Raw genomic sequence first — 20,989 nt, forward strand, 5'->3', positions numbered from 1 at the left:
ATTTTATAAAATTATAGGTAATCCATTTTAATGTTTCAATAAAATGACTTGGTGTGAATCAATAAATTGTGATTTTTTACTATCATTGAGATAGCTTAATCTTCCGTCGACAACTAATTGGTCGCCTAGCTCGGCCTTATCTTTAATATAATGTGCTTGTTTTCCCCAGATATGTACCGAACGTTCGATAGAAATATTTTGGGTTTGCTGTGTTATAGGCGAATACACTAAATTATTAACGGTTAAGTTAAGCGCGACTAATTCTTTATTATTCTCGGTTAGTACTAAATTAATATCGCTGCTTATTTCACCACTCATATGCACTTGGTTTATTGATTGGGCGTAACCCTTTGCAAATGTTTGTGCATAAGTGGCGTGTAATATTTCACGGTTAGCTTTTTTACTATTAAGTAAATAGCCTTGCACTAAAATAACATCACCCTTTTGCGAGTGAATAAGTGAACGATCAACAATATCACCAATAACTTTAACCGTATGATAACTCGTCCATTCTTTAAACTGTTGGCTCGTTTTGTCAAACCATCTGCTATGGGTCGCTAATACTAACTCAGCTACAGCAAGGACCGGGTTTGCTTGATAACGAATATCAGGCTTAGCAACTAAATTTCCTAATAAGGTTACTGAACATAAATGATTTTGGCTTAGATGATTTGTCATGGCAATTTAATAAAAAAAACTATAGTGCTAATTTACTGAAAATCATCAGATTAAGCAAATACATGACATTAAATAACCATAATTTTTCTGTACTTTGATGATAAAATTGTTAGTATGCCGAACAAACCAAGGGGTGCAATAAAAAGCTGTTGTTAATAGGCTTTTGTATTGCTGAGAATTTTTACCCTTAATACCTGAAACGGATAATGCCGGCGTAGGAATGGTTAATATGTTGAATACTTATCGTAAACACTTTGTGTAAGTGCTTACTTACGGTGTATTTTCCTTATTGCTCTTTTTTGCTTGCATGCCATAAAAAGAGCCCAGTATGAATTTTATAAAATCTCCTATTTCAATTGCGGTAACTACGACTTTATTGACTTTTGCTAGCGTCACGCAGGCAAATGAATCAACTGATATTGAGCGTATAACCGTCACTTCCAGTTTTAATAAGCAATCTTTAGCGCAAGCCCCTACTAGTATTGCAATCATCGACCAACAAAAAATAGCTGAGCAGGGCATTCAACATTTTGAAGAAGTTATTAATGGTGTCGCCAACTTAAATTTCTCTGGTGGAACATCTCGTCCGAAATATTTACAAATTAGAGGCGTCGGTGAACGCTCTGAATACCGCGGTGCGCCAAACTCATCAGTGGGTTTCATTGTCGACGATATCGATTTGTCAGGCTTGGGCATGGCAGCTTCTATGTACGATATTCAACAAGTTGAAGTCTTAAGAGGTCCACAAGGTACACGTTTTGGTGCCAATGCACTCGCGGGTTTAATTTACATAAAATCAAAAGACGCAACAGAATTACCCGAGCATGGTTTTAAAGTAACGTTAGGCAATGACGACTTAATTAATGTTGCCGGTTATAGCTCTGGTGCTGTCACTGAAGACTTAAATTACCGCATATCATTAGAGCAACATCAACAAAACGGTTATCGCGACAATCTTTATCTAAATAGAGATGATACTAATGGCATTGACGAGTTTTCTGGAAAGTTCAAATTGCAATATACGGCAACAGAAGATTTAAGTGTTGATTTTACTTATATATTTGCGGATAACGATAATAGTTTCGATCCTTGGACATTAGATAACAACGGCTTTAATACGATCACGGACAACCCAGGTGTTGATAATCAAAAATCGCATGGCGGGGCACTAAAATTTAGTTTTGAAGGTTTGTCATTCGCAAAATTCGAAGCGATAAGTAGCTATACCACGACAGAACATCAGCACGCTTATGATGGTGATTGGGCAAACGCAGATTATTGGGCAAGTAAAAGTTGTGATGGTGCGCCATGTGAATACAGTTACCTGTGGGATAAACGCGCCGATAGAGATGTTTGGTCACAAGAGTTTCGCTTATCATCAAATGACGCATCAAGAATTTTTGACAATACAACTGCTTGGCTAGTGGGTACTTACATTAGCAAAATGAATGAAGATAACGACCTTGACTCTTTTTATAATGGTTGGGAAGACGAAGTACTCGACTCTACATACTCAGCTAATAATTATGCAATTTTCACCCAGTTAGACAGTGCTCTTAACTATGGCCATGAGTTATCAGTAGGTTTGCGCGTTGAAAAACGTTCAACCGATTATAGCGATAGTGCTGGCGATGAGTTTGACCCGTCTGAAACCATGTGGGGCGGACACATCGCCTTGAGTAAGATCATTAACAATGAGCATTCTGCCTATGTTCGTGTCGCGCGTGGCTACAAAGCGGGTGGTTTTAATATGGATTTACCCGAGCAATTAATCCAATTTAAAGAATTTGATACCGAAGTCTTAGTCAATTATGAATTAGGTCTGCAATCGAATATGCTAAATAATACCTTAGTCAGTCGACTAGCCTTATTCTATATGGACAGACAAGATCAACAAGTTAATGCTTCTCAACAGAACCCTGATAAGCCACAGCAATTTACCATTTACACGGCAAATGCCACCAGTTCAAGCAGTTACGGTTTGGAACTTGAGTTAACATACCAAGTTAATAATAATTTAACGATCGACTCGACAGTGGGCTACCTAAACGCAACATATGATGTTTATGGTTATTCTGACAAGTACGGTACAAACATTGACATTTCAGGACGCGATTTAGCACACGCACCAAGCTATACCTTCAGCCTTGGCTCTACGTATCGCAGCGATAATGGCGTTGTTTTCAATGTGAACTGGTCAGGAAAAGATGAATTTTTCTTCTCTGATAGCCATGACGAAAAAGCGTCAAGTTCAAACTTATTAAATGCGAAAGTTGCTTATGAGCTTGCTGATTGGTCTATTTCACTTTGGGCTAGAAATATTACCGATGAAAAAATCGCAACACGCGGCTTCTTCTTCGGTAACGAACCTGATTTAGATTGGGTAGCCAAAAAATATCAACGCTTTGGCGCACCAAGACAAATTGGTGTAACGTTTGATTATAACTTCTAAGGTTAAGCACTCTTTAGCTATCACGCGCTCATGCTGAACTGATATGCCGCCATGTTGAAGTAACATGGCGGCATGTTGGACTAACATGTCGTCATGCTGAAGTAGCATGCCGTAATACTGAAGTAAAACGCCGTTATGCTGAACTAACACGTCGTCATGCTGAATTTATTTCAGTATCTGTATTAGTGGCTTAAAGTAATGAGATCCTGAAACAAGTTCAGGATGACGGGGTGGGTCAGGATAACGGGATTTTTAGCTTGGCAGAGCCGTTGTTAAAAGCCGCCATGCCGTCATGCTGAAGTAAAACGCCGTTATGCTGAAGTAACATGTCGTCATGCTGAAGTAGCATGCCGTAATACTGAACTAACACGTCGTCATGCTGAATTTATTTCAGTATCTGTATTCGTGGCTTAAAGTAATGAGATCCTGAAACAAGTTCAGGATGACGGGGGGTGTTCAGGATGACGGGATTTTTAGCTTGGCAGAGCAGTTATTAAAAGCGCCTTGACGTTATGTTGAAGTAACATGTCGTCATGATGAACTAAAACGCCGTCATGCTGAATTTATTTCAGTATCTGTATTCGTGGCTTAAAGTAATGAGATCCTGAAACAAGTTCAGGATGACGGGGGGTGTTTAGGATGACGTTTTTTTAGCTTGGCAGAGCAGTTGTTAAAAACCGCCTTGCCGTTATGTTGAAGTAACATGTCGTCATGTTGAAGTAACATGTCGTCATGTTGAAGTAACACGTCGTCATGCTGAATTTATTTCAGTATCTGTATTCGTGGCTTAGAGTAATGAGATCCTGAAACAAGTTCAGGATGACGGGGGGTGTTCAGGATTACGGTTTTTTTTGTTCACTGGAAAAAGTGGCATACCATTAGGAAATAATATGAAAATATCTATAGAAATTAGTTTGTATCCTCTAGCTGAAGAAAAGTTTAAAACTGAAATTTGGGCATTCATTAAGCGCCTTCGAAATGTAGCGGGCTTAAATGTAGTGACTAATGGCATGAGTACACAAGTATTTGGAGACTATGACCTAGCTACCCGTCATGTTATGGCAGAAATAAAACATGTCCATCAAACCTTAAATGCTGCTGTTTTTGTGTGTAAGTTTATTGGTGGTGATCGCTCAGAAGTCGAAGCTGAAAGCTAATGGTTGAATCTTTATCAGCAACAGTTAATTATTTTGCGCATTTGCCTCTCTGGGAATTATTAGCGGTAATTTCAGCATTATTTTATGTGGTGTTAGCGGCAAAAGAAAATATTTGGTGTTGGCCTGCAGCGCTAGTGAGTACCATTATTTATAGCGTTATTTTTTATGATGTTTATTTATGGATGGACGCCTTATTGCAGGTTTATTATTTAGCGATGGCCATCTTTGGCTGGTATTGCTGGCGTCATGTTTCTTCGTCGCAAAATAACGCAACAAATAATAGTCATACAGGCACAGTATTGGCTATTCAAAGCTGGCCGCTATTCTTTCATATCAAAATAGTGGTCTTACTAACTGCTTGCTCTTTAGTTATTGGCTGGCTAATGGACAATTACACGCCAACACACTTTCCTTATTTAGATTCTGCAACTACGGTATTTGCGGTGTTTGCGACCTATTTAGTCACTAAAAAGGTTTTAGAGAATTGGTTGTACTGGATAGTCATCGATTTTGTTTCCATTTATCTCTATTTAGAAAAAGGTTTACAACCTACCGCTGTGTTATTTGGCTTATATGTAGTAATGGCTATGGTCGGTTATGCAATTTGGTATAGTAAATATCAAAAAAGTCATCAACAAGCAGCAGGCAATATAGCCTCGGCTACTGAGTAGTTGAGTGGTGGCTTTAATCAATCAAAAAAGTAACAGCAGCGGTGAAGAGATTAAAGCCTTATCTTGTTTTATTCATCGCGATTGTAAAATTGAGCGATTAACAGGGGGTGAAAGTCATCAATGTTTTAAAGTGACGGTTAACAAAAACACTACTAAGCAAAATTTTTTTGTAAAGTCTTTCAATGGCCATCAACAAACAGCAAAAGCCGAGATTGCCAGTCACTTATTAGCAGCAGAAATCGGTGTAGCACCGGCTATCATTTATCATTCAGCATCATGGCTTGTTACCGACTTTATTACCGGTGATTCATTAAGCGATTTTTATAAGCAACAAACTGTCAGTGTAGCTAATAACAAAGTTACGGTGGCGATGTACTTAATGGTAAAAACTCATCAGCTAACGCTGCCAGAAAATCATCCGGTGTTAGCCATTGAAGAACTGCTTAACCACCAAGCCTCCAATAGTAAACTCTCGCAGTCTCAGCATATCGCGCTACAGAAAATAATCAGCGAAATAACACCTCCGCAAGCCAAGCATAATAACTTAGTACTTTGTCATGGTGATGTTAATTATGAAAACATTCGTGTAAGCGCTTTGTTTAATAATGAAAATCCGCAAAAGCATACTTGGTTAGTCGATTTCGAATGCAGTTGTTTAGCTGAAGCCGAATATGATCTCGCCATGTTTATCGCGATTAACGAATTCAGTGTTAACGATATAGATGCTCTGATACAAGACTATCAGCAATTTACCAATGCCACGATTGATGAAGAAAAAGTGCGTGCATATCTCGCTTGTTGTTATCTCATTAATGGCTTGTGGTACTTCGAGGCCGGCTATCAACATAAGCAAGCGCAAAAATTAATGGCTAAGGCACACCAGCAGTTTGTACTTTTTGACCAATTAGGCTTGTTAACAGAAAAAATAACATTATTATTTTAATCTGTACTATCTTTATTATCCTCAGTAATAGCTACTATTTATAAAGTAGCTCTATTGAATTTAGTTACTGGCTATTTAGTAGTTTATAACAACTTAATATCGTGAAGTTACTTTTGTATCACGGTGATTTATTTAAGTTATTGAACATCTGGCACCGTAATAAAAATGCAATAAAGGCTTAAGATTTTAATAATGCAAATCAGCCGTTAAATATTTATTTTATTGTTATTCTTTTTGTTGATCAGGCGTGATGTCGATGCTAATATTTACTACAAAGATCATTCTGTTGTTTATCTATATAACAAGGAATGTTAGGTTTTTTACTTTCAAATCAGGGATTAACAATGAATAAAATTATGCTTACAACAGTTGCTGCGGCAATTTCTTTGACTTTATCGGCATGTTACCAAGATGATGGTACTGTTCTTGCGCCAAACCAAGCGCCACCGGTTCCACCAACGCCTTCTACATTAGATGTATCAGGTTCTGGTATCAAAGGTGTATTAGCTAACGCTTTAGTTGAAGTTTTTGATAGCTCAGATGTAGACACTGCTCTAGCTAACACTCAAACAGATGAAAATGGTGATTACACACTTTCATTAACTGATGCTTCTGGTGAAGCAATCACAGGTACTTTTTTCGTACGCGTAAGTGCTGACGAAGATACTACAATGATTTGTGATGCTCCAGCTTGTGGTGACGTAGTTAGAGGTGGCGTTGTTCCTGCTTCACAATTAGTGGGCTTAGAACTTTCAACCATGAGCAATTCTGACGGTAGCGGTACAATCTCTGCTGAAGTTAACGCATTAACAACACTTGCAACTGAAACTATTTTAGCGGTAATTGAAGACGATGCAGATATCGACCTTTCTGACCCAGAAGTTTTTGAAGCGTTTCAAGTAGATGCTTCTCGAGTGATTGGTGCTACTTTAGGTTTAGATTTATCTGAAACTAACATTTTTGACGTTGTAATTGTTGATGCTTCTGTATCTGCAAATGTATCAACAGATGATATGATAGCAGCAACGTTAACGCTTATTAACGGTTCGCTTTCAGGTTTAGAGCCAGGCACTGATGAAACTCTTGCTGATGCAATTAAAACTTATATCGCTGCTGTTAAACTAGTTACTAAAGCGATTATTAATAACCCTAGTGCAGCATTAGATGCTGACTCAGTAGCGGCAATGGCAAGAATTAATGCTGTTCAAGCTAAAATTTCGCAAGCAATTAAAGATTTAGCATCAGTTATTGCAGGCGATACAGGTAATGCTGTCGGTATTGTAAATATTCCTGACGTAATCAATCCTGATGATATCGCAGCTTCTGTTGATCTAGATGACGACATTACTGGCGGTACAGGTGGTACTGGCGGTACAGGTGGTACTGGCGGTAACTAATCCCAGTAACTATTATCTGAATAAAAACCGATAGATTTATCTATCGGTTTTTTTTTGCCAGAAATGCTCAATAATAATGCTAAATATAGAAGAATAGATCAGTATAATCAGCTAAATATTTAATTGCAGAACAACCCCGCCACCGCCATAATCATTGCATGATAGCCATCTTTAATAATACCAGCATAGCGTTTGTTATAGTCGTGCTTTTACTCTTATTTAAGTCGTTTTAATTTAATTGTCTAAGTTAGCTTTAGTTTATTTATAGTTAGATTATTGCAAGCTAGTTATAACCTAAGTTATTTAGTTATTTCGCTATTTGATTTTGGTTTGATATAATTTTTTGTAAGATTTTGACATCAAAAATGTAAAATAGGGCATATATGAATAAGAATAAATTAACACATTTAAAAGCACTGGAAGCTGAATCAATTCAAATAATGCGTGAAGTTGCTGCTGAATTTGATAATCCTGTTATGTTGTATTCAATAGGGAAAGATTCTTCTGTTCTTTTGCATTTAGCACGTAAAGCTTTTTATCCGGGTAAAATTCCCTTCCCATTAATGCACGTTGATACGGATTGGAAATTCAAAGAAATGATTGAATTTCGTAATAATCTAGCAGAAAAGTATGACTTCGATTTAATCGTCCATAAAAACCCAGAAGGGCTTGCTATGGGTGTAGGTCCGTTTACTCACGGTAGTGCAAAACATACCGACATCATGAAAACACAAGGTTTGAAGCAAGCATTAGACATGCATGGTTTTGACGCCGCTTTTGGTGGTGCTCGTCGTGATGAAGAAAAGTCTCGTGCTAAAGAACGTGTTTATTCATTTCGCGATAAAAATCATCGTTGGGATCCTAAAAACCAACGTCCAGAGCTTTGGAATATCTATAACTCTAAAGTTGATCAAGGTGAAAGTATTCGTGTGTTCCCATTGTCTAATTGGACCGAGCTTGATATTTGGCAGTATATTTATCAAGAAGATATTGAAATGGTTCCACTTTATTTTGCAGCCAAAAGACCTGTTGTTAAGCGTGATGGCTCGTTAATCATGGTAGATGATGAACGCATGCCTCTAAATGAGGGCGAAGTGCCTGAAATGAAATCAGTACGTTTTAGAACGCTAGGTTGTTACCCACTTACCGGCGCTATTGAATCGACTGCAACAACATTGCCTGAAATTATTCAAGAAATGCTTTTAACAACCACTTCTGAGCGACAAGGTCGAGTCATTGATAATGATTCAGCCGGTTCAATGGAAAAGAAAAAAATGGAAGGGTACTTTTAATGAACACTGAACAAACATTATTGGCAACAGATATTGAAGGCTACTTAAAGCAGCATGAAAACAAAGATATGCTGCGTTTTATCACCTGTGGCAGTGTAGATGACGGAAAGTCGACATTAATAGGCCGCTTACTTTTTGATAGCAAAATGATTTTTGAAGATCAGATGGCTGCTATTGAAAAAGATTCTAAAAAGTTTAATACCACAGATGGTGATTTTGATTTAGCGTTACTCGTTGACGGTTTACAGTCTGAACGCGAACAGGGTATTACTATAGATGTTGCTTATCGTTACTTTGCTACCGAGCAACGTAAATTTATTATTGCCGATACTCCAGGCCATGAGCAGTACACACGTAATATGGCAACGGGTGCTTCTACATGTGACTTAGCCATTATATTAATTGATGCGCGTCATGGCGTGCAAGTGCAAACACGACGTCATTCATATATCTGTTCATTATTAGGTATTAAGCATGTGGTTATTGCTATTAATAAAATGGATGCAGTAGATTATGACCAAAAGACATACCAAAAAATTAAAAGTGATTACCGTGAATTTGCTAAATCATTAAATATTGAAGATGTTCGTTTTGTGCCTATTTCAGCTTTACGCGGCGATAACGTAGTCAATGAAAGCGAGCATATGCCTTGGTACCCGGGTTCACCTTTGCTTAAGTTATTGAATACCGTGCAAATTAGCGGTGAAAAAAATAGTGCTTTTCGTTTTCCTGTTCAATACGTTAACCGTCCTAATTTAGACTTTAGAGGATTTGCCGGCACGATCGCTTCAGGTGAAATTCGTGTTGGTGATACTATTGTTGCACTACCTTCAGGTAAGCAAAGTAAAATTAAGTCGATAGTAACTTTTGACGGCGAACTTGAAACGGCTTATGCCGATATGGCTGTAACGCTGACGCTTGAAGATGAGATAGATGTTAGTCGTGGTGACATGATCGTGCGACCGCATGAGCAACCCGCTTCTTCTAATACGTTTAGTGCAGATGTGGTGTGGATGGATGAAGCGGCACTACAAATAGACCGTGAATACATTATTAAAGTAGGCACTCATGCTACGTTTGGCTCTGTTGATAAAATAGAGTATAGCGTTAATGTTAATACCATGGAAAAGCAAGACGTACAGCATTTAGCGTTGAATGAAATAGGGCGTTGTAACTTTACGTTAAACGAACCTGTGCAGTTTGATGCTTATCAAGAGAACCGTCAAACAGGTGCTTTTATTATTATTGACCGTTTGACCAATGCAACAGTTGGCGCGGGCATGATAGCTTCACAACTGACACAATTGGAAAAAGGACAGCCTAAAAAGTACAGTGATTACGAACTTGAACTTAATGCGTTTGTTTGTAAGCACTTTCCTCATTGGGGAGCTAAAAACTTAGCTAAAAAGTAACGAGACTAAAAGATGTAAACTAAGGGCAATGAGGTCGTGTAAAAAACAGCTAGCAATATCTCAGTTTTTTACTCAGCCGCTTTGCTCTTAGTTATTATTTGTCTCTAATTTTTTCTTAAGATTAGCTGTTAAAAGTTAACAGGGTTTATATATTTGAATATAGATGCAGCGTTTGTACTATTAATTTTTATTAGTACAATTATAGGTTTATTAAAGTTTCAAAAGCAGCCTGGAAAGGTTTTTGGCTTTACTTTTATTGCCCTTATTATTAGCGGACAAGTTTCAAATGAAGCTGTGTTAGCCAGTATGTCTAATAAAGGCTTAATAACGCTTATTTTGTTAATACTGTGTTCTTTAGCGTTAGAAAAAACTCGCTTATTGCGTATACTCGCCAGCAAAGTTTTATTCTCAAGTTATGGCAAAACCTGGATCAGGCTTTTTAGTTTAACGGTTGTTTCTTCAGCCTTGTTAAATAATACCGCCGTTGTCTCTACCATGCTAGCGCCGATTCGAAACAACCCTTATCATTCTGCCAGTCGATTATTATTACCCTTGTCGTATGCGGCTATTTTTGGCGGTACGCTAACCTTAATTGGCACGTCTACTAACTTAATTGTTAACAGTTTAGTCTTAAATGCTGATCTACCTGCTTTAGGCTTTTTTGATTTTTTCCCGGTAGGTGTTTTTATCGTCATTACTTGTGGCTGTGCGCTGTGGTTTTTATCTAAATATCTCCCAGAAACAGATATTAATTCAACGCTAGAAAGTTCATATTTATTAGATGCTAAAGTAGAACTTAACTCGGCATTGATTGGCAAAACCGTAGAAGAAAACGCTTTAAGACATTTAGACTCTTTATTTTTAATTGAAATAATTCGCGCTGGGCAAACGATTACCCCTGTTTCTCCCGACCAAGTTATTAGTGCCAACGATAAGCTTATTTTTAATGGTGACGTTACTAAAGTAAACCAACTTAAGCAGTTTGATGGTTTAACTGTTTTTGCACACAAACAAGGCTTGTCTGATGACAACTTAACGGAAGTCTTTGTTCGTTCTGAAAGTGTACTCATTAATAAAACATTAAAAGGTGTTGGCTTTAGAGCTAAGTTTGATGCCGCTGTGGTAGCAATGAAAAGAGACGGGCAAGCCGTTACAGGTAAGCTTGGCGATGTTAGCATTCGTCCGGGTGATTACTTAGTGTTAGCAACTGGCCAAGATTTTAAAGCCAGAAATAATGTTGATAAAAACTTTATTGTTGTCAATGGCGTTGAGCCAGAATCAAAACTTACCGGTAAAAAAGAACCTTTTGTTATTATAAGTTTTTTCTTAACCGTAGCATTAAGTGCACTAGGGATTATTTCTTTATTCAAAGGAATGTTAGTGCTATTTTCTTTTTTCTTATTGTCGAATTGCTTGTCTAAAGATGAAGTGATTAGACGTTTTCCAATACAAATTTGGCTGATTATTTCTACGGCGCTAATGCTTGCCAGTGCGTTAATAAATAGTGGATTACTAACGTCTCTTGAAACCATTACTTCTTTGTCGGGCAGTATAACGCCGACCGTCGCCTTAATTATTATATTTTTATTAACGGTATTATTAACCGAGTTGGTCACTAATAATGCCGCAGCCGCGCTAATATTCCCAATAGCTTATAGTATAGCGTTGAACTATGGTGTAAATATTACTCCCTTTATTATGGCAGTAGCCTTTGGTGCCAGTGCTAGTTTTATTAGCCCATATGGGTATCAAACCAATTTAATGGTCTTTAGTGCCGGGCAATACCAGTTGATAGATTTTATAAAAATAGGTGTGCCCATTAGCGTTATATATTGCACTACTGCGATTTGTAGTATTTTATATTTCTTCCCTTTTTAGCTATTAATAGCGTCCAATGATAAATGTGAATTATGAAAAAAAGTAACCCAGCAAGTCCTTATATAGAAAAAAATAACACAGAAAAATCGTCAGATGTGGTTTGGCATCAACAAAGTGTCACTGCTGAACAAAAGTCTCAGTTAAAAGGTCATAAAGCGGTATTGCTATGGTATACCGGTCTAAGTGGTTCGGGTAAATCTACCGTTGCCAACGCAGTTGAGCAAAAGTTACTGGAACGTGGCTGTCACAGTTATTTACTTGATGGTGACAATGTTCGCCACGGTTTAAATAACGATTTAGGGTTCACTGACGAAGACCGTATTGAAAATATACGTAGGATAGGTGAAGTGGCTAAGTTATTTGTAGACGCAGGTTTGCTTGTTTCAACGGCCTTTATTTCTCCTTTTCAAAAAGACAGAGACCAAGCCAGAGCGTTACTCAAAGACGCGTTATTTTTAGAGGTATTTATTGATACGCCTTTAGATGTTTGCGAAAGCCGTGATCCTAAAGGTTTATATAAAAAAGCCAGAGCGGGTGAAATCGCTAATTTTACCGGGATAAGTTCGGCTTATGAAGCCCCTGAAACTGCTGAAATACATATCGAAACAGCGCATTTGTCTATTGAGCAATGTGCAGATTTAGTGATAGACGCTTTAATAAAAAAACAAATTATAAAATCATAGTTTTTGCCAATGGCTTTATCGAAAAGAAATAATTGTAAAGACTAAAAATAAAGGATTTATCTGTGAATTATGACGTATTTAATGGCGATGCCGACGGTATTATCGCCTTGCTGCAATTGCAATTAGCCAATCCAACAGTAAGTGTCAAAATTACCGGCGTTAAACGTGATATTGCTTTACTGCAACAGGTCGTTGAGATAACAAATGCTCAAAGCAATAGTAGAGACGATAGTGTTATTCGCGTTTTAGATATTTCAATGGAAAAAAATAAAGACGCATTGAATACCTTATTAGCTGAAGGCGGCAATGTAACCTATATCGATCATCACCGTGCGGGTGACATTCCGGAACATGTAAATTTACAAACGCATATTGATTTAGATGCAAATACTTGTACGGCTTTAATCGTTGATAAGATTTTAGCTGGGAAGTTTCATCATTGGGCAATTTGTGCCGCTTTTGGGGATAATCTTATTGCTAAAGCGACTAAGTTGGCCAAATTAGCGGGTTTAAACGATAACGAATGCGAGCAGTTAGAAACGTTAGGTACCTTAATTAACTACAATGGTTATGGTTCACATATTGACGATTTGCATTTTCATCCGGCAAGGTTATACGAATTACTGTTAGCTTACTCAAGCCCTTTTGATACGATTAAAGATGCAGACTCTCCTTATTATATTTTGCAAAAACTATATAACCAAGACCATTTAAAAGCCGTTAACACCAAAGCATTTTATGACACAGCGTTATTAACTGCATTTGAATTACCGGATGAAACATGGGCCAGAAGAATAAGTGGTGTTTTTGGTAATGAATTAGCCAATATAAACCCAAAGAAAGCACATGCTATTTTTACAATAAATACAGATAACACCTATACGGTTTCTTTAAGAGCGCCATTAGCGAATAAACAGGGTGCCGGTGATATTTGTAGTCAGTTTGCTACAGGTGGAGGACGTGCCGCTGCCGCTGGCATCAATTCGCTTCCTAAAGATAAGATTGAAGCGTTTTTAGCCGCAGTAGCAGCTTACTATAACGAATGAGTGACGTGGTAAAATAGATAAGCGGTCACTGTAAAAATGAAACTGTTTATTTAACGTGAATTTTGTTTTTAGGAAAAAAAGTGGTCCACCCGACAGGACTTGAACCTGTGACCTCACGCTTCGGAGGCGTGAACTCTATCCAGCTGAGCTACGGGTGGTTTGCTGAGTTAAGCGCGGCAAATACTATAATTAATCGTGAAAATTGTCTAGCTTTGTCGTCTTTATTTTCTGTACAGCAGGGAATTTTATCGTTCTTAGTCAAGCTAAGGATAAATAATGGAAAAAGATGTACTTTATTCCGCAACAACCCTAAAGTATTGGCTATAATAAAATCAGTTAATTTAACGCGTTATAGAATTGAATATGAAATCATGGAATAGTTTTATTAAGTTTTTGATGATTGGGATAACACTTTCCGTATCATTTTTTACATTGTCACAGAGTTACGATTTTGAACAGATCATTGTTGAGCCCTACGCAGACACGATAAAACGGACAGGGAAACTTGATTTTAAACGAACGTTAAATTTGTCATTTAAAAGTAGTGGCTATTTAGCTAAGTTAGCCGTTGATGAAGGGCAGTACTTTGAAAAAGATCAGCTCATTGCTTCTTTAGACACCCGCGAATTACTGCAAAATAAAAACGCTACTTATGCAGAATTATTACAAGCAAAGCGCGAAGTTAACCGCCAACAAAAACTACTCGAAAATAAATTAAGCTCAGAACAAGATCTTGATCTTGCCTTAACTCGTGTTGAAACAAGCAGAGCTAACTATCAAGTCGCCTTTTATCATTTTGAAAAAGCACAAATTTTTGCGCCATTTTCAGGTGTAGTATTAAATCGTTATACTGAACTAGGTGAACTACAATCACCAGGAAGTAATGTACTAAAAATAGCCGCTTTAGAACAAAATTGGGTGGTAAAAGTTGCCTTAACAGGTAACGAAGTTAGCCAAGTGCGTTTAGGTCAAAAAGTGAATGTTTCAATACAAGCACTTGGCGGTGTTATTGGCGAGGTAAGCAAAATACCTGCTATTGCTAATACCGATGGCAATATGTTTATTATAGAAGTGTTACTGCCAAATATTAATTTGAACAATGGTATTGTTGCGGGGCAAATTGCTGAAATCACTATCGACTTTACCAGTGATAACTTTGTTTATCGCTTACCGATATCAGCATTGGTAACTGTTAATAATAATGGTCAGGCCGTTGTTATTGTTAGGAATGAGCAAGACCTTACGTATCAATCTTATGATATTTATCGTTTAGATAATCAGTTTGTTTATCTGTTTGCTTCGGTTGATGACCAACCCTTACAGATAGTGACGAGTGGTTGGCAACATATTTCAATAGGTAAGTAATTTTATGCTACTACCTAAACTCGCCATAAAAAATGCTCAGTTTACCCTAACGATAGTGGTGCTATTAGTACTGGTTGGTATTGTTTCATACTTTCAAATGCCACGTTCAGAAGACCCGCAATTTGATATGCCCATCACTTTAATTGAAGTGATTTATCCTGGTGCCTCACCCGCAGATATTGAAACTTTAGTGATAAATCCACTTGAGGAAGAATTTTCTGATATAGAAAACATCAAAAAAATTGAATCTCAGGTCAAAAATGGTGGAGCTCGTATTGAAATAACCTTTTTATATGGCACAGACTCCGAAGCTGCTTTTAACAAAGTAAAGCAAGCGGTTTCATCGGTTAAACCGAGTTTACCTCAAGGTGTTCATGACTTACTTGTTTTAAAAGCAACACCCTCTGGTGTCGCTATTATGCAACTGGCACTGTGGAGTGAGCCGATTGATTATAAAGTTATGGAGTTTTACGCCAAACAGTTAGAAAAACGTTTAGAAGCGATTAACGACGTTCGAAAAGCGAATATTTGGGGATACCCTCAGCAAATTGTTGCGATTGACGTTAATTTAGCCTTGTTAAAGCATTACGGTTTATCTGTTACCGATATCAATGCAATTTTGCAAGGTCGTGCGGTAAATATTACCCCAGGTTATGTTGATGCAAGTTCAAGGCGCTTTAATGTAAAAGCCAGTGGGAATTTTGTGCAATTGGCCGAGTTAGGTGAAACGGTTATTCGCTCTGATGACAGTTTTATACTGCGTTTGAAAGATGTTGCGACAATTGAATTTTCTGGATTAGAGCCTAATTATTTAGCATATTATGACAATAAGCCGGTTATTTTTCTAACCGTAGAGCAACGACCCGATACAAATATTTTTGCGCTAACTGAAAATATCGATAATGAAATAGCAAGTTTCACCGAAAGTTTACCTGACAACATGAATGTTGATGTGTTGTTTAAACAAGCGGATAGTGTTGAATCAAGAGTAAATGGTTTTTTTGATAACCTTTGGCAAGGACTAGTCTTAGTTGGCATTATGTCACTAATATTCTTAGGGTTACGTGAATCTTTAGTAGTCATCGCGGTGATTCCGTTGTCATTTTTAGTGGCAATAGGTTGGTTAGATTTTATTGGCTTCGGTTTACAACAAATGTCGATTGTTGGATTGATCATCGCATTAGGTTTGCTAGTTGATAATGCCATTGTTGTTACCGAGAGTATTCATCGCGAAAAGAAAAAAGTCACACCTCTTAGTGACGCGGCGGCATCTGGTACAAGCAAGGTTGGCTGGGCAATAACCAGTGGCACTGTTACCACGATGTTAGCGTTTTTACCTATGCTAATGTTAGCAAGCAGTACCGGTGACTTTGTTCGCTCAATGCCTGTTACTGTGGTATTAGTGTTACTCGCTTCTTTGTTAATTGCACTAACGTTAACGCCACTGTTAGCGAGCCGATTTTTTGCAGCCAATACAGAGAAAAACACCTCTAAAATAAAGACTTTGCAGCATTATGTGAATATATTTGCCGAGCAGACTTATGCAAAATGGTTAAGTCGGTTTATCAATTTACGCTGGATTGTTATTGTTATTGCAGTTTTATGCTTAGTGGGCATGTTGTCATTATTTGGCAAGGTGGGCGTGAGTCTTTTCCCTAAAGCGGAAAAGCCAATGATCATGCTTGATGTTGAAACACCGCCTAATTCATCGTTAGCTTATACTGATAAAGTCATGCAAAAAATGACTAAAATCATCGAAAAAAATGATTTAGTAGAAAAAGTTGCTTTAAATGTTGGTAGTGCCAACCCTCGTATTTATTACAATCAAATTCCTAAACGTGGTGTGGCAACTTATGGCCAGGTTATTGTTGTATTGGCTGAATATGACGCGGTAAGAGTCTCTAGTTTTGTTAGTGAACTGCGTGAAGAGTTCGGTCAGTGGCAGGAAGCTAAAATTACGGTTAGTGAGTTTACCCAAGGTCCGGTTACTGACTTACCCATAAGCGTTAGGTTAATGAGTGAGTCACTGTCTGACTTAGAGCTGGTTGCTAATGATCTTGCCAATATGATGGCAAATACAAAAGGCATCATAAATATTGATAACCCAATTGGTGTTGCTAATACAGAGCTTCTGCTGGATATCAATTATGAAAAAGCAGGTTTAAGCAATATAGATATCAATACCCTTGATACTACTTTACAGACAATACTTTCTGGTACATCCGTCGGGCAATTTAATGATGATAACGGTGAAAATTATCCCATTATTGTGCGTCGTAAAAATCCAGATATTGATGGTTTAGCTGATATTAATGTTACTAATCGATTAGGTGAAGCTATTCCGCTTAATCAATTTATTAGTACTAAACTGCAAAAAGGTCGCACTGAGTTTTACCATTATCAAAAATTACGTATGGCAAAAGTATCTGCAGATGTAGATAAAAATTATACGGTAAGTGAACTTACGGCTCACGTTATTGCGTACTTAGATGAGTATAAAATGCCAAGTGGCGTTAGTTATAATTTGGGAGGAGAAGAAGAATCTCGTCAAGAAAATTTCTCTGGGCTCACTCAAATCATGCTCGTTACTGCTATTGGTATTTTCGCGGTGCTGGTCTTACAGTTTAAGTCATTTTTACAACCCATCGTAATTTTTACTTCAATTCCCTTTGCTATGGCAGGCTCGGTAATAGGTTTATATTTAACCGGACAATCATTTTCAATGATGGCATTTATTGGTTTAATTAGTCTGTTTGGAATAGTGGTCAATAATGCCATTATATTAATTGATACCACCAATCGAAACCTTGCAGAGTCAGCTAACTTAAAAGAAGCCATTATAACGGCTAGCGCAAGCCGTTTTACCCCAATATTATTAACAACGCTAACAACTATTGGTGGACTGTTGCCCTTAACTATTTTTGGTGGTGCGTTATGGCAGCCTTTGGGCACTGTTATTATTTCAGGCTTATGTGTTTCAGCTATCGCGAGCTTTTTATTAGTACCGGTATTAACTGACGTTTTTACTGAAGATAAAAAACAAAACAACGACTAAACAAAAACTCAATAAGAAGTTTATATTATGGATTCATTAGGTCTATTTGGTTATTCATTAGCTGGCATTGCATATTTAATTTTTGCGCTACTGATTTTTGCTGCACGAAATAAGACAACGCTCGCTCGCTGGGTATTAGTTTCTGTATTTGTCACTGTTATTGCTAATGGGGTTGCGGCCTTACAAATAAAGTTAGGCTTTAGCTTGCAGTGGGCGATGCTTGCAGATGGCTTTAAAGTAGCTTGCTGGTCGTTGTTAATCTTGCTTTGTAACACAGAACAACGCTCTTTTCGGGCGATTATTGCCAATTCACATATTCGTCAATATATCAAAGTTTGGGCCATACTCATGGTTGCTTGCTGGTTGGCGAGTGTCTTATTGAATTATTCTTATGAGTATTTATTCCTACTTTTTATTGTGCTTAATTTATGGAGTTTAGTGCTACTAGAGCAGTTATACCGAAGTGCTGATTCACAAGTGCGCTGGGCTATTTGGCCGATGGTTATTGCATTAGCCAGCGTTGCAATTTTTGACTTTGTTTTATATGCACAAGCCACAATGGTTGACGGTATTGATTTTGATTTTTGGTTTTGTCGTGGCTTTATCTCTCTTATTGTTGTGCCTTTATTACTGATCAGTACTCGACGGATTCGTAATGGTGCGGTAAGAATTTTTGTTTCTCGACATGTTGTTTTTTATAGCTCAATGTTGATGATTGCCGGTATATATTTGTTGGTTATGGCCTTTGCTGGCTATGTTATTAACTACATAGGTGGAGAGTGGGGCAGCGTTGTGAGTATCGGCTTTCTAATGTTAAGTGCTTTGGTATTAGTCGCTTTATTTATTACCGAGTCGTTGCGCCGGAAATTAAAAGTGTTTATAGCAAAAAACTTTTTTGCTAATAAATACGAATACCGCGATGAATGGTTAAACCTGATCGGAAAAATAGAAACCACCAATGCTGAAAGCTATTATCAAATGGCAACTCAAATAATGATGTCAAAAGTAGATGCTTATGCTGGCGCTATTTTGAAAAAAGTAACAGGTCAACGTTTCAGTGTTCAATATTCTGAAAAATTGCTTCTAGATGATACCTTTAATCAGCAACTGGTCGAGTGCAGTCTTTTTTGTCAGCGCCAAGGTTGGATCATTGATGTTGAAGAATATCGCAAAACGCCAACTGTTTATCCTGGCTTATCTCTGGATTTATCGTTATTTGATACCAAGAGCATTAGAATTATAGTCCCTATTTTTATTGGTAAAGCATTCTATGGGATGTTTATTTTAGCGGGAAAAAATCAAGTTAAGCAATTAAATTGGGAAGACAGAGACTTACTTTTCGCCATATCAAAACAGTTAGGAAATTTCGTTTCTTTACATGAAGCTAATGATAAATTAGCAGAATCAAAACAGTTTGATGCCTTTAACCGAATGTCCGCTTTTTTAGTGCATGATTTGAAAAATGTTCAAGCTCAGTTAGCACTTATTACCTCTAATGCAGAAAAACACCGGGATAATCCAGAGTTTATTGCTGATGTTTTTGAAACGGTAGAGTCAGCGACAGAACGCTTATCTAAAGTGCTTTCGCAATTACGTAATAAGCAAGCAGCTCAACCTAAAAGTGAGTTGGTTGATATCTCAGCAGTCATTAACAGTGTAATAGAGCAGAGAAATATTGAGTTGCCTAAGGTGACCTTTGATAAAATCAACCATTGTGAAATGGCTATTGATAATGAAACGTTTCATTCAGTGCTCAATCACTTAATACAGAATGCACAGGAAGCGACAAGCAAAGATGGCTGGGTTAAAGTAGAACTTACTCAGATAGAAAACCACATAGGTATTAAAATTTCTGATAATGGCTGCGGTATGTCGGCAGACTTTATTAATAATCGACTATTCAAACCTTTTGATACCACTAAAGGTAACGCGGGTATGGGCATTGGCGTCTTTGAAGCCAAGCAATTTGTTGAAGGTATCGCCGGAATAATTAAAGTCGAGAGTATCGAAGATAAAGGCACTGTTTTTATAATAGACTTACCAATAAATCCAAGTTTATAAATGATATATTACCGTGTAATACAGATCCTGAAATAAATTCAGGATGACGTACGTGGATTTAGGATGGCGTACGTGTAATCAGGCAGGCGTGCGTGGACTTAGTACGATGTAGCTGGATTCATGACGACGATAGGTAAGGTTTTTTTCCGTCATGCTGAACTCGTTTCAGTATCCGGGCTGGGATCCTGAAATAAATTCAGGATGACGTTCATGAGTTCAAGATGACGTTCGTAGATTCAGTATAACGTTTGTGGTTTCATGACGACGATAGGTAAGGTTGTTTTCCTCCGTCATGCTGAACTCGTTTCAGTATCTGGGTTGAGATCCTGAAATAAATTCAGGATGACGTTCATGAGTTCAAGATGACGTTTGTGGATTCAGGCTGACGTTCGTGGATTCAGAATGACATATGTTGTTTCAGGACGACGATAGGTAAGGTTTTTTCCGTCATGCTGAACTCGTTTCAGTATCTGGGTTAAGATCCTGAAATAAATTCAGGGTGACGTTCATGAGTTCAGGCTGACGCTCGTGGATTCAGAATGACATATGTGGTTTCTTGACGACGATAGGTAAGGTTGTTTTTCCCCGTCATGCTGAACTTGTTTCAGTATCCGGGTTGGGATCCTGAAATAAATTCAGGATGACGTTCATGAGTTCAAGATGACGTTTGTGGATTCAGGCTGACGTTCGTGGATTCAGAATGACATATGTTGTTTCAGAACGACGATAGGTAAGGTTTTTTCCGTCATGCTGAACTCGTTTCAGTATCTGGGTTAAGATCCTGAAATAAATTCAGGATGACGTTCATGAGTTCAGGCTGACGCTCGTGGATTCAGAATGACATATGTGGTTTCATGACGACGATAGGTAAGGTTGTTTTTCCCCGTCATGCTGAACTC

14 protein-coding genes, 1 tRNA gene and 1 riboswitch are annotated in these 20,989 nt (G+C 37.7%); of the genes, 13 read left to right on the forward strand and 2 right to left on the reverse strand.

Annotation, left to right across the window (positions count from 1 at the left end):
* Positions 1-27 precede the first annotated feature (27 nt).
* Positions 28-678 (reverse strand): single-stranded DNA-binding protein, encoded by a 651-nt coding sequence (locus H4J75_RS04465; protein ID WP_182218189.1) that lies wholly within the window; start codon positions 676-678, stop codon positions 28-30.
* 119 nt (positions 679-797) lie between these two features.
* Positions 798-916, forward strand: a riboswitch (TPP riboswitch).
* A 90-nt stretch (positions 917-1,006) separates the two neighbouring features.
* On the opposite strand from H4J75_RS04465, the gene H4J75_RS04470 reads away from it, so the two are divergent.
* The 10 genes from H4J75_RS04470 to H4J75_RS04515 all read left to right on the forward strand — a co-directional run bounded on the left by H4J75_RS04470 (position 1,007) and on the right by H4J75_RS04515 (position 13,609).
* Positions 1,007-3,130, forward strand: a complete 2,124-nt coding sequence (locus H4J75_RS04470) for a TonB-dependent receptor (protein ID WP_182221464.1) — start codon at positions 1,007-1,009, stop codon at positions 3,128-3,130.
* A gap of 890 nt (positions 3,131-4,020) precedes the next feature.
* Positions 4,021-4,287 carry a hypothetical protein gene (locus H4J75_RS04475; RefSeq protein WP_182221465.1) on the forward strand — a complete coding sequence of 89 codons (267 nt, stop codon included), beginning with the start codon at positions 4,021-4,023 and terminating at the stop codon, positions 4,285-4,287.
* Positions 4,287-4,958, forward strand: a complete 672-nt coding sequence (gene pnuC, locus H4J75_RS04480) for a nicotinamide riboside transporter PnuC (protein ID WP_182221466.1) — start codon at positions 4,287-4,289, stop codon at positions 4,956-4,958. The genes H4J75_RS04475 and pnuC overlap by 1 nt, the downstream gene beginning before the upstream one ends.
* 7 nt (positions 4,959-4,965) lie before the next feature.
* Positions 4,966-5,901 carry a phosphotransferase gene (locus H4J75_RS04485; RefSeq protein WP_182221467.1) on the forward strand — a complete coding sequence of 312 codons (936 nt, stop codon included), beginning with the start codon at positions 4,966-4,968 and terminating at the stop codon, positions 5,899-5,901.
* A gap of 344 nt (positions 5,902-6,245) precedes the next feature.
* The gene (locus H4J75_RS04490) at positions 6,246-7,298 is read left to right on the forward strand and encodes a hypothetical protein (protein WP_182221468.1); all 1,053 of its coding nucleotides are present in this window, start codon (positions 6,246-6,248) and stop codon (positions 7,296-7,298) included.
* A 383-nt stretch (positions 7,299-7,681) separates the two neighbouring features.
* Entirely contained in the window at positions 7,682-8,590 is a 909-nt protein-coding gene (cysD, locus tag H4J75_RS04495) for a sulfate adenylyltransferase subunit CysD (protein ID WP_070375155.1), read from the forward strand.
* Complete coding sequence (cysN, locus tag H4J75_RS04500) at positions 8,590-10,002, forward strand: sulfate adenylyltransferase subunit CysN (protein ID WP_182221469.1); 1,413 nt, start codon at positions 8,590-8,592, stop codon at positions 10,000-10,002. Before cysD ends, cysN begins: the two co-directional genes overlap by 1 nt.
* A 153-nt stretch (positions 10,003-10,155) precedes the next feature.
* Positions 10,156-11,880 (forward strand): SLC13 family permease, encoded by a 1,725-nt coding sequence (locus tag H4J75_RS04505; protein ID WP_182221470.1) that lies wholly within the window; start codon positions 10,156-10,158, stop codon positions 11,878-11,880.
* 32 nt (positions 11,881-11,912) lie between these two features.
* Positions 11,913-12,563, forward strand: a complete 651-nt coding sequence (cysC, locus tag H4J75_RS04510) for an adenylyl-sulfate kinase (protein WP_182217917.1) — start codon at positions 11,913-11,915, stop codon at positions 12,561-12,563.
* A 62-nt stretch (positions 12,564-12,625) separates the two neighbouring features.
* A complete protein-coding gene (locus H4J75_RS04515; protein ID WP_182221471.1) occupies positions 12,626-13,609 on the forward strand; it encodes a DHHA1 domain-containing protein in 984 nt (327 codons plus the stop codon).
* An 81-nt stretch (positions 13,610-13,690) separates the two neighbouring features.
* Here H4J75_RS04515 and H4J75_RS04520 read toward each other — a convergent pair.
* A tRNA-Arg gene (locus tag H4J75_RS04520) sits at positions 13,691-13,767 on the reverse strand.
* 205 nt (positions 13,768-13,972) lie between these two features.
* Here H4J75_RS04520 and H4J75_RS04525 point away from each other — a divergent pair.
* The 3 genes from H4J75_RS04525 to prsK are packed head-to-tail and all read left to right on the forward strand — an operon-like array spanning position 13,973 to position 20,090.
* Positions 13,973-14,974 (forward strand): efflux RND transporter periplasmic adaptor subunit, encoded by a 1,002-nt coding sequence (locus H4J75_RS04525; RefSeq protein ID WP_182221472.1) that lies wholly within the window; start codon positions 13,973-13,975, stop codon positions 14,972-14,974.
* A gap of 4 nt (positions 14,975-14,978) precedes the next feature.
* Positions 14,979-18,029, forward strand: coding sequence for an efflux RND transporter permease subunit (locus H4J75_RS04530; protein ID WP_182221473.1), 3,051 nt, complete (start codon positions 14,979-14,981; stop codon positions 18,027-18,029).
* A gap of 27 nt (positions 18,030-18,056) precedes the next feature.
* Positions 18,057-20,090, forward strand: coding sequence for an XrtA/PEP-CTERM system histidine kinase PrsK (gene prsK / locus H4J75_RS04535; RefSeq protein WP_182221474.1), 2,034 nt, complete (start codon positions 18,057-18,059; stop codon positions 20,088-20,090).
* Positions 20,091-20,989 lie beyond the last annotated feature (899 nt).

Source organism: Colwellia sp. BRX10-1 (assembly GCF_014077545.1).
Classification (GTDB): Bacteria; Pseudomonadota; Gammaproteobacteria; order Enterobacterales; family Alteromonadaceae; genus Colwellia_A.